Source organism: Pseudoalteromonas sp. NBT06-2 (assembly GCF_002276045.1).
Classification (GTDB): Bacteria; Pseudomonadota; Gammaproteobacteria; order Enterobacterales; family Alteromonadaceae; genus Pseudoalteromonas.
Genome location: NZ_NQMR01000096.1, coordinates 1 through 11,327 on the forward strand (window position 1 = coordinate 1; position 11,327 = coordinate 11,327).

The 11,327-nt window shown below is 34.8% G+C and carries 10 protein-coding genes; 5 read left to right on the forward strand and 5 right to left on the reverse strand.

Annotation, left to right across the window (positions count from 1 at the left end; all coding sequences use genetic code 11):
• Window positions 1-674: 674 nt before the first annotated feature.
• The 3 genes from CJF42_RS17165 to CJF42_RS17175 all read left to right on the forward strand — a co-directional run bounded on the left by CJF42_RS17165 (window position 675) and on the right by CJF42_RS17175 (window position 2,293).
• Entirely contained in the window at window positions 675-1,439 is a 765-nt protein-coding gene (locus tag CJF42_RS17165) for an AzlC family ABC transporter permease (RefSeq protein WP_252097643.1), read from the forward strand.
• Entirely contained in the window at window positions 1,439-1,750 is a 312-nt protein-coding gene (locus CJF42_RS17170) for an AzlD domain-containing protein (RefSeq protein ID WP_095367856.1), read from the forward strand. Before CJF42_RS17165 ends, CJF42_RS17170 begins: the two co-directional genes overlap by 1 nt.
• Before the next feature lie 111 nt (window positions 1,751-1,861).
• Entirely contained in the window at window positions 1,862-2,293 is a 432-nt protein-coding gene (locus CJF42_RS17175) for a peroxiredoxin family protein (protein ID WP_095367883.1), read from the forward strand.
• A gap of 363 nt (window positions 2,294-2,656) precedes the next feature.
• On the opposite strand, the gene CJF42_RS17180 is transcribed toward CJF42_RS17175, so the two are convergent.
• The 5 genes from CJF42_RS17180 to CJF42_RS17200 all read right to left on the reverse strand — a co-directional run bounded on the left by CJF42_RS17180 (window position 2,657) and on the right by CJF42_RS17200 (window position 9,485).
• On the reverse strand, window positions 2,657-4,495 hold the full coding sequence (locus CJF42_RS17180; RefSeq protein WP_252097644.1) for a methyl-accepting chemotaxis protein: 1,839 nt from the start codon (window positions 4,493-4,495) through the stop codon (window positions 2,657-2,659).
• A gap of 204 nt (window positions 4,496-4,699) precedes the next feature.
• Window positions 4,700-5,980, reverse strand: a complete 1,281-nt coding sequence (hemL, locus tag CJF42_RS17185; RefSeq protein ID WP_095367857.1) for a glutamate-1-semialdehyde 2,1-aminomutase — start codon at window positions 5,978-5,980, stop codon at window positions 4,700-4,702.
• 57 nt (window positions 5,981-6,037) lie between these two features.
• The gene (locus CJF42_RS17190) at window positions 6,038-7,054 is read right to left on the reverse strand and encodes an aspartate carbamoyltransferase (protein WP_095367858.1); all 1,017 of its coding nucleotides are present in this window, start codon (window positions 7,052-7,054) and stop codon (window positions 6,038-6,040) included.
• A 175-nt stretch (window positions 7,055-7,229) separates the two neighbouring features.
• A complete protein-coding gene (locus tag CJF42_RS17195; RefSeq protein ID WP_095367859.1) occupies window positions 7,230-7,664 on the reverse strand; it encodes a CopD family protein in 435 nt (144 codons plus the stop codon).
• A 117-nt stretch (window positions 7,665-7,781) separates the two neighbouring features.
• Window positions 7,782-9,485 carry a chloride channel protein gene (locus tag CJF42_RS17200; protein ID WP_095367885.1) on the reverse strand — a complete coding sequence of 568 codons (1,704 nt, stop codon included), beginning with the start codon at window positions 9,483-9,485 and terminating at the stop codon, window positions 7,782-7,784.
• A 218-nt stretch (window positions 9,486-9,703) separates the two neighbouring features.
• Here CJF42_RS17200 and erpA point away from each other — a divergent pair, with 218 nt between their 5' ends.
• On the forward strand, window positions 9,704-10,042 hold the full coding sequence (gene erpA / locus CJF42_RS17205; RefSeq protein WP_095367860.1) for an iron-sulfur cluster insertion protein ErpA: 339 nt from the start codon (window positions 9,704-9,706) through the stop codon (window positions 10,040-10,042).
• Between the two features lie 165 nt (window positions 10,043-10,207).
• Window positions 10,208-11,323 (forward strand): efflux RND transporter periplasmic adaptor subunit, encoded by a 1,116-nt coding sequence (locus tag CJF42_RS17210; protein WP_095367861.1) that lies wholly within the window; start codon window positions 10,208-10,210, stop codon window positions 11,321-11,323.
• Window positions 11,324-11,327 lie beyond the last annotated feature (4 nt).

The window sequence follows — 11,327 nt, forward strand, 5'->3', positions numbered from 1 at the left end:
TTATTCACCGAGATGTGCTGATACGAAGAAGGTAGTCATCCTATAAAATCAGGTTAATGACTATATCAGGTTTAAAGGGACCCTAATGTACATTACTCATTACGAGTTAATTTCATTATCATTACACAGAAATAAAACTTCTAAATATTTACTCGCCGCTAAAAAAATTTTATAGCCATCTTTGAGTTATTCTATCGGAGATCTCTTAAACTAAAATATAACTTAAAACAGGTGCCCCGATATCGTTTCTTAATTTCAGAAAAAACTAAGTACTCACATTCACGCAGTAAAAGACCTAGATCACCGATTAGTTTAAAATACGAACATCAGAATGGTCCAGAAATCACACAGGCAAGGCGTATTAGTGAATGGAATAGTGGGCTATTTCGAGCTGATACAACGTAGCATGTGTAATTTTTGGCCATTCCCTGCGGGCGAGGCTAAAATTTCCGTATACTGCGTTAAATTTTCTTGATGGAGAATAACTAGACCTACAAAAATTTTCCTAGTCTACGAAAATTTTGGCTCTCGCTGGTGACTATATTTTAAACTGTTCGGTGCTCTAGGGGATGACTAGGCCAGAGTATTAGGTTTGAGTGCAATATCTTACAAGTTTTCTTTTTGGTTTAATGTCATGCTGCAATTAAGTAAACAACTTAAATATTAGGAGTGAAATGTCTTTTAATCGTAAGCAAGCATATTTATATATGATGAAAAAAGGGCTGTTAGATATGATGCCTCTGAATTTAGCTGTGATCCCTTGGGGTATATTGTGTGGCTCACTGGCGATACAAAGAGATTTTAGTATTTTAGAAGCCTTATTAATGCCATTAATTGTTTATGCAGGTGCTGTGCAGTTAGTAGTCATTGAGCTTATATTTGTCAATGCCCCATTAGTGACCATTTTATTCACCGCATTTATTATCAGTTCGCGTCATTTTTTATATGGCTTGGCACTGAGAGATAGGTTAAAAAACCTGCCATTGAAATGGCGAGGCAGTTTAGGTTTTTTATTAACCGATGAGCTATTTGCACTGTCATTGGATAAAAAATCTTATAAAGGCAAACTCAGGCTAGTTTATGCTTTATTTGCTGGTGGCAGTTTTTATCTCAGTTGGCTAATTTGGAATATTATAGGCATCGTAGCAGGGAGCTACTTACCAGACTTAACAAACCTAGGTTTAAATTTTGCAATAGCGGTGACCTTTATTGCACTTGTGATCCCATCAATTGTTACATTACCACTTTTAATAACAGTCTGTGTAGCGGGTATGCTGTCTGTGATTTTTAAACTATTAAATTGGGAGTTAGGCTTAGTATTAGCATCTGTTATTGCCATGTATTGCGGTTATTTAGCTTCTAGAACTCAAGCAAGAAAACAAGCAATGAAGGACAACCAAGTCAACCCTATAAAAAATGATAAAACGGAGAGTACATAGTGACTTTAATCACAATTTTGCTATTAGCCTGCATTACATTTTTAACGCGCTATTTGTTTTTACATCCTAAATTAGGATTACGTATTGGGCCTAAAATGGGAAGTTTTTTGAGTTTGAGTGCTCCTGCTGTTTTAACGGCTATTTGGGTGCCAATTATTTTTGTTAAAGACAATAATTTAGATATGAGTTTAACCAATCCCTATTTATTAGCAGCCAGCGTGGCTGTTGTTGTATCTAAAAAAACGAACAGTATATATTTCACTTTAGCGGCAAGTGTCAGTGCTTTTATTTTATTACGCGTGTTTTTGTAATTTATTGAAATTCTTTGTGTAAATAAGTGGTCTTGTTGATAAATTGAAATAATAAAATATAACAGGAATTTCATGTTTAAAAATATCATCTTCTTTTTGCTATGCTTTTTTATGACATATAATACTTCGGCTGAGCAAGCGCCGGAATTTACTTTGAAAACTGAATTAGGTGAAACCGTGAGTTTGAGTGATTATAAAGGTAAACCTTTAATTCTTCACTTTTGGGCCACTTGGTGTCCATATTGTAAAAAACTTCAGCCAGGGCTTGATACGTTATATACCAAATATAAAACACAAGGTTTAGAAGTGTTGGCTGTGAGTTTATGGGAAGATCAAGATGCGACACCTCAAGCTGAATTAAATAGCAGAGGATGGCATTTTAAAACAGTTATTAATGGTGATGAAATACATAAACAATTTGCTGTTGTTGGTACCCCAACAACGTTCTTTATTTCTAAAACAGGTGAAATTGTTTATAAAACCAGTGATTCAGATCCCCACTCACCTAATTTAGAAAAAGCGGTTAAAATGATTGTGAAGTAATTTTTTTATGACTGATGAGCGGCCTGAATTAGTCATGGGTAACTTGCTTGATAAATGGTAAGTGTCTGGGGAAATGAAACTAGTCTAGTTTAATGTTCCAAGCTCTGTTATCGTGAAGCGATGAAAGTAATATACCCAAACCACTTCAAGATGCAGGATTCAGTTGGAATTAGAAATGCTTTAGGCTAGGCATTGATTGAAGAACATGGTTATTCCCTTTTCAAAATCAATAACGCATCTTAAAGCGCTTTGAAACCCGCCTAAAAGGAGCTTTTGAGAATTTACACTTCGTTGTTATGTTAGTTTTAAAGGGAATAATACCTATCACATTAAATTTATGATCTAGTATCAAATTGTTTATCTCTATTTAAAATAGTCCATTTTATCTTGAAGTTCAGCTGACATTTGCGATAAATGTGTCGTTTCGTATTCTGTTGTTTGAGCTGAGCTTAAAGTATCTTCGGCTAATTGACTTATTTCAATTGAACAGTTGAGAGCTTGTTCGGTTGAGTGTGTTTGATTAGTTGATAGCTGTACGATATCGGCACTGAATTTATCAATATCTAACATACCTTGCTCTGCTTGATTGAGTCTTTCTCGCGTTTGGTTTGCTGCTAATACACCTTGTTCCATTTTTTCAACACTTGATTGCATTTTACTTTGTGTATCATTAGAAGCTGTTTGCAATGAACTGATAATTGTATGGATCTCTTCGGTTTGTTGTTGTGTGCGTTGTGCTAAAGTTCTGACTTCATCAGCTACAACTGCAAAACCTCTACCTTGCTCTCCAGCTCTTGCAGCTTCAATGGCAGCATTGAGTGCTAACAAGTTAGTTTGTTCTGCAATACCACTAATAGCTAAGCTTACTTGACTAATATTTTGGCTATCTTCAGCCAGTTTATCCAAAGCTATTCTGCTTTGTTCAAATTCACCTTGCAAATCTGTCATATGATTCGCTAAGGATATGGTATTTTGTGTACCTAGCTTTACATGCGTGCCTGCATTTTTAGCTAAGTTTACCGCTTCTTGGGCTTTAGATTCAACTTTATGGGCTGAGGATGTCATATCACTTAAAAGGGCATTAATATCAGCGGTTTTTTTTTGTTGTTGTGATACATCAATACGTGTTTTTTCACTAACTTGTGTTAATCCTAGAGTCGCATCGCCCAATTGTGAGGATGTCTCTTTAGCTTGATCTACTAACTCAGAAAATTTAGCGAGCATTTTATTATATAAGTCTGCAATTTGAGACAGCTCGTCAGCACCTGTTAATTGTGCGGTGGCCTTTAAGTTTCCTTGAGCCGCTTGATTAACTGCTTTTGAAAAGTTTTTAATTGCTCCAACTACAGAGAAATAAAACCCTAACATTAAATAAAATGCCAATATTAAACTTAATATTGAAGCAAGTAATACGATACGGTTGATCCATTGCTCTGCTACTAATTTTTCTGCTAGCTGTGAATTGAGTACAGGTAAAATTTGATTAATTAATTGGCTTAAGTTTTCTAATGTATTTTTTTGTGCTTGATTAAATTGATTCAGAGAAATACTAAGGTCATCAGGCTCTAATATTTGTGTATCAATCAAATTTTTAAATTTTAAAATAACATTTTGTGTCGTTAAAATATCATTATTAAGTCTTTTTTTTATGTCACTATTATGATCTGTCGCTACTTTTATTTTTTGTACTAATTCTGATACCGCGAAAGGGAGTGATTTATTCGAATTAGATAATGCAATATAGGTATCAGGAGTAAAGTTGCCGGCTTTTAAAACGATGATAGCTTGCTCTGAAGTAATGCGTGTTTGTTCAATTAATTTTGGTAAAGACTCAACTAATGCTCGGTTTAAATAAGTGCTTGGTAAATTGTCGATGATGGCCAAGTAAGATTGAATTGATATTGACTCTAATATTTTACTTGCGTTTTCATCGTTTACCTTATAACCAGATTTTTTAGCTATTTCTAGAGCTTGTGATTCGTTTGTATTAATGATGGTATTAAGGATTTTAGGGTAAATTTTTAAGCCCATGAGTTCTTGTTGTGTAATATCTATTGAAGCCGCTAACTTAGAGTTTAAAAAAAACAGACTTAAACTGAGTGGTACTAATAAAATACCAAAAACTAAAGTGATTTTTTTAGAATATTTTAGTTGTTCCATTAGCTTTGTAGCTGGTTTGGCGAACTTCCTTAAGCCTGTCATATTATTTTCTTCTTTAAATTTACTGGAGAATACACCTGTTACTCAAAAACAGGGCTTCACATTTGTATACTAGAACGGTAATAAGATGATTTAAGTTCAAAAAATGAAAAATAAAGAAGTTAATATATGATTTTATAGGTATTTAGCTAAGGGAATAGTAAGGAAAATGCCAAGTTATGTCTTTAATTTGGCATTTTCGATAACTTAAAGCTTAGCGAAAGCGCGTTTGGCAGCTTCAATCGTTAATTTAATCTCTTCATCGCCATGTTCAGTTGAAACAAAACCAGTCTCATAAGCAGAAGGTGCTAAATAAACACCTTCTTCTAGCATTAGGTGGAAGAAACGCTTAAAGCGTTCAGCATCACATTGTGTTGCTTGTTCGTAAGTTGTGATGTTTTTTTCTTCAGTAAAGAAGAAACCAAACATGCCGCCAGCATAATTAGTTGTTAAAGGAATACCGGCTTTATCTGCTTCTTGTTGAAAACCTTCACATAAACGTATACTTTTAGCTTCAAGGTCTTCATGTAAACCAGGGGTAGAAATAAGTTCTAACGATTTAAGACCAGCAGCCATCGCAATTGGATTACCAGAAAGCGTACCTGCTTGATAAACTGGACCTACAGGTGCAATGAAATCCATGATTTCTTTTTTGCCACCAAAGGCACCCACTGGCATACCGCCACCAATTACTTTACCCAATGTCGTTAAATCTGGAGTGATATTGTAATAAGCTTGTGCACAACCTAATGCAACACGAAAACCAGTCATTACTTCATCAAAAATAAGTACTGACTTGTATTCATCACATACGGCTCTTAGACCTTCTAAAAAGCCTTCAACTGGTGGAATACAGTTCATGTTACCGGCAACAGGCTCAACAATGATACAAGCAATTTCATTTGCGTATTTTGCAAAAATTTCTTTTACTTCATTTAGGTTATTAAATGAAACTGTCAAAGTATGTTTAGCGAAATCTTCTGGAATACCAGGTGAATTAGGCACACCCATAGTTAATGCACCAGAACCAGCTTTAACTAATAAGGAGTCAGCATGGCCATGATAACATCCTTCAAATTTAAGAATTTTATCTCGACCCGTGAAGCCTCGTGCTAAACGAATTGCACTCATAGTTGCTTCTGTACCAGAACTTACCATACGTACTTTTTCAATTGATGGTACTAGCGCTTTTACTTTTTCAGCCATTAAAATTTCAGTTTCAGTTGGTGCGCCATAACTCAGACCATGCTCTACGGCGTCTAAAACAGCTTGTTTAATTTCAGGGTGATTGTGACCTAAAATCATAGGACCCCAAGAGCCAACGTAATCTATGTATTCTTTACCATCAGCATCTGTCATACGCGCACCTTGGGCTTGCGTAATAAATAGGGGGGTCCCACCTACGCCATTAAATGCACGTACGGGTGAATTTACGCCACCAGGGATAGAGTTTTGGGCTCTTTTAAATAAATCTTGGCTAGTTGTCATGAAAATGCCTTCATAAATTGTTTTTTAATATGTTAATTGCAGTAATCTTACGTGAAATCAGCTGTTTTTCTTTGCGCTATACCAAGGAACTTCCGTTTCGTATTTATCAACTAGGTTTTCTACACCTAAAGTTAATGCAAATAAGGCCATTCTGGCGATAACACCATTTTGAACTTGGCGGAAGATTGCTAAATTGTCATTGTTATTTAAATCGTTATCTAATTCGTTAGCATCACCTCTACTATCTCGCGGTAATGGATGCATTAATACTGAGTTTTTATTACAGTGTGCATCGTAAATCGATTGGCTTATTTTGAAGCCTCCACGGTATTTGTTGGCCTCTTCTTGTGAAGGGAAACGTTCTTCTTGAATACGAGTTTGGTAAACGATATCGGCAGCTAAGTTGCCTTCCATTTTATTGACTAATTCAATTTGATGGCCTGAGTTAGTTACCGCATCAAGAACATAGTCTGGCATTTGTAAACCGTCAGGTGATACCATAGTAAATTTTACATCTTTATAGTGACATAAAAGCTTAGATAACGAATGAACGGTACGGCCATATTTTAAATCACCCACAAGCGCGATATGCATGCCATCTATTTTACGATCAAAACGAGATAGTTCTTTTTCAATCGTTAATAAATCAAGTAGTGCTTGGGTTGGATGTTCATTTGGACCATCACCACCATTGATCACAGGTACTGTAGAACCCGTTGCAAACTCTGCGACTGAATTAGCATCAGGGTGGCGCATTGCAACAACATCTGCATATGATGAAATAACACGAGCGGTATCATAAAGTGATTCGCCTTTAGTTAATGCGGAGTTTTGCATGCCTGTTGTTTCACGAACTAACCCGCCTAATAAATTAAAGGCAGTACCAAAGCTAACACGAGTACGTGTGCTTGGTTCAAAAAACAAGTTAGCTAAAACAGCACCTTCAAGCACTTTTGTTCGCTTTTGTTTTTTTGCGTAAGGTTCCATTTTTTTTGCTACTGCAAAAATAGCCTCGATACTATCTCTATTTAATTGATTAACCGAAAGAATATGTTCGCCTTGAAAGTTCAACATGTGTTCAATCCTATATAGTATGTTGGCAGAAAAAAGTTTGGGAGATATATACCCAAGCTCTGAACCTGCATTTTCAAGTAGCACGGGTATATGTTGGCTGCAGATTATACTCATGATACATCAAGATGACAAAGCATCTAACAGCATATTAAGAATTATATACGATCAAAAAATGCTAAGAATATGGTTTCATCACAGCTAAAAAAATAATAGCCAATAATACTAAAACGGGTAGTTCATTTATTATTCGGTAAAATTTATTACTTCGTTTATTTCTATCATGTTTAAAGTCAGCTAACAGTTTGAAACAAAAAGCGTGATATAGGTATAAGGTTATCACTAATAGTAATTTGTAATGTAACCAGGTATTTGCTTTAAACCATTCTCGGCCATATTCAAAAATTAATAATAAGCCAAACACTAAAGTTAACACTGCAAAAGGAGTGATAAAATAAAGTAGCTTACGTTCCATTGTTTTCAGCATTTCTTGGCTTTCTTTGTTATCAGTCATAGCATGATATACAAATAATCGTGGTAAATAGAATATGCCTGCAAACCATGCAACCATAAAAAATATGTGAAGTGATTTGTATATTAAAAGTGTTGTCATTACTTGCCTTACAAGATTATTAATAACGTATTTAAGAAAATATAACTTTGAAATTTCATCTCGAAGATGATGGCCTAAATCAAAAAATGATTATATATTATTTGCTGTTATGAATTCTTATACCAAACTGTTTCGAATAGTGAGTACTTGATGGATATGATCCCAGCGTATTAATCCCATTATTTGCTTGTTGTCTAATTGGTTATAGATATAAACGGAACTACTGCGTTTATCTTTTAATATATCAAATACATCTGCAAGGGTGCATTGGCTACTGATAGCTTCAAGTTGACTATAATTAATGGGTATGGCGTTATCTGACATTAAACTTAAATCATATTCGGCTAATCGATAGCCATTTTCTTCATCAAATAAGATCAATGGTGTTTGATTGTCTGGATCTGAAGTTACAGCATTAAGTGTTGCGTTTATTTGATCTTTATCATCAGAATATAATAATTTGAAATTCTCGTCCATTTCAGACATAACACCGATTTTTTGCAATGCTTCAACTGCCGGTGAAACTTGGTAGGATAAACCTTGAAAATCTAATTGTTGTAAAAAAATTGAGCGATTACCAAAAAACTGTAGAGCACTTACATAAGCAGTGGTGATCACCACCATAGCAGGCACTGTAATATGAGAGCTTGATGTCATTTCCATAACAGCAACTAAAGCTGCAAGAGGTGCATGTAATGTCGCTGCAAATAAACCCGCCATTCCTAATACTGCATAAGTGCCAACAACATAAATATCTGGGCTTAGATAACTACCAAAATATGACATCAAGGTGCCAATTAAAACACCTAAACCAAATACCGAACCTATTATGCCCCCAGGAATTCCTAATCCTAAAATAAATAAGGTGGCAACGAGTTTTGCGATTAAAATAGTCAGTAATAATTGCATGTTTTCAGCAGAAATAACCGATAGATGAATTGCACTCATGCCTGAGCCCATAGCTTGAGGTACTAAAAATGAAACGAGACCCATGATTGCACCTGCTAAAAATAAGCGAGGAAACATGCTGATTCTTCTAAAAACCTTTATGACAAACATTAAGTTACGATTAAATGCGTAGGCAATCGCGCCTAATGTTAAACCACAAATAATTAAATAGGGGTAATGCCAAATAGGCAAAGGAGTTACATTTATTAAAGATAATTCATAAGTATTGCCAAAAACAAATTGTGTCGTAACTGCACCTGTAACAGCGGCTAAAATGATAGGCACAAAAATATGGATTTTATATTCTCTTAATACTACTTCCATAACAAAAATAACGGCTGCTAATGGTGTATTAAACGAAGCTGAAATTCCAGCAGCAACGCCACATCCTGCTAAAGTACGCATAGAGTTATAGGGTAAATGCATTTTAGAGCCAATAAAACTCGCCCCTGCCGCACCTATATGAACAGAAGGGCCTTCACGGCCTATGGTAAAGCCACTGATAAGTGCGATTGCCCCACCAAAAAATTGATTAAGAGTACTATTAAAAGGTATATTGCCATAATTTTGTTTGATACGATGAATTATGAACGGCACACCTAAACGATAATGTTTATAACGAGATAAAATTGCAAAGATAAAAATTAGCAATGCGCCAAGAACAGGAATAAATAATCTGTATAAGTCAGGTAATTGAGTATAGTTATCCGTTTCAGGTAAAAAAAATGCTTGTACACCAATAATTAACAATCTAAATATAATAATTAATATAGCTGCAAATAAGCCCGCAACGATACCTAACAGACATAGCTGAGCAGACGTTTTAGGTTTAGACAAACTTTTTCTGAGCGCTTCAAGCGATGTATGTGTCAACTCAAACAAGGAAGATACCTATAAAATATGAGTACCAAAAAAGTAACTGTAGTTTATCAGAAACTTAGTGAGTTTTCCTAAGGAATATATTTTAAATATGTAATAATTTAACACTACTAAAATTGTATAATTTGAAATCAATCGACTATAAAAAATACTTGATTAAAACAGTCGGGTATTAGATAATTGTACGATATGAATTTATTTAAGTAAGAAGTATGTCTGAGCAATTACCGATCCAATTCACGGAGAATGCAGCAAATAAAGTTAGGCAGCTAATCGAAGAAGAAGAGAATCCAGAATTAAAACTTCGTGTTTATGTTACGGGCGGAGGCTGTTCAGGGTTTCAATATGGTTTTACTTTTGATGAAAAAACGAATCCGGGTGACATGACTATTGAAAAAAATGGTGTGATACTTGTGATAGATCCTATGAGTATTCAATACTTAATCGACGGTACAGTTGATTATACCGAAGGTCTTGAAGGTTCTCGCTTTTTTGTGAATAATCCAAATGCAACAGCAACATGTGGTTGTGGTTCATCATTTAGTGTTTAGTGAATAAATTTTAGAAATAAACTTAAAAACCGCGTTAGGCGGTTTTTTTGTTTCTGTCATGTGGAATGTAAAGCTTGTTTACATTTTATTACTTACTTTGTATGTAGAAACTTCGTATGATTGGCAGATAATAATTATTAGCTTTAACCTAATTGGAGAGAAAGAATGCTTAAATTTCATCGCATTCGTCAATTGTTAGATGAAAAACCGTTTATAATCGCATTGAGCATTAGTATCGGTATTGTACTTTGGATGTTATCTGGCACTTCTTACTCGCAAGCTCCTGAAAAAAAATCAAATAAAACACAAAACCAAACCCCGTTAGCTAAAGTTAAAGTTGAATTGCTAAAAGCGCAAGATATCTTTAAAACACTTACTTTATACGGAAAATCAGCACCCGATAAAATATCAACGATAAGTGCAAGAGAGCCTGGAGAAGTAAAAAAGATATTTGTTAAAGAAGGGCAGTTTGTAGAAAAAGGTACTGTTATTTTAGCTTTAGATCAATCTGACTTGAACGAAAGAATAGTATCGGCAAAATCGTTATTAGTGCAAAGAAAACTTGAATATCAAGGTTTTGTGAAGTTAAAACAAAAAGGCTTACAAGACGAAGTAAAGCTTTCTCGAAGTAAAGCGCAGTTAGAACAAGCAAAATCTGCTTTATCAAGTTTAAAATTAAGCTTATCTCACAGTGAAATTATAGCGCCATTTAGCGGTGTCATTAATCGACGTTTAGTTGAAATAGGTGCTTATGTTGGTCGCGGTGATCCAATATTGCAATTAGCCGATTTAGACCCTTTAGTTGTTCGTGCTGATGTAACCCAATCTGAAATTTTTGGTTTGAAGTTAGATCAAGAAGTAAAAGCCACTCTTATTAATCAAGAAACTTATACAGGTAATATCAGATATATCGCTTCAGTCGCTGATGATGATGTAAATACATTTAGAATAGAAGCAAAATTTTCAAATCCAGGAATGAAATTCAAAGCCGGATTTTCAACACAATTAGATATTGATTTTGAAGCAGTTAAAGCCATTCATATTAGTCCTGCATTTATGGCACTGAATCCTGAGGGAAGTCTTGGCGTTAAAACATTAAATGATAAGAATGAAGTTGTGTTTTCTCCAGTCAATATTGTGAAGTCGACTGCTGAAGGAATTTGGATGTCAGGCTTAGGTGATGAAGCAAAAATAATCACCTTAGGACAAGGTTTTGTAAGAATTGGTGATGTTGTTGAACCTATTTTTACAACTGATGATTCGATTGCAAAAAAAGACTAAGGCC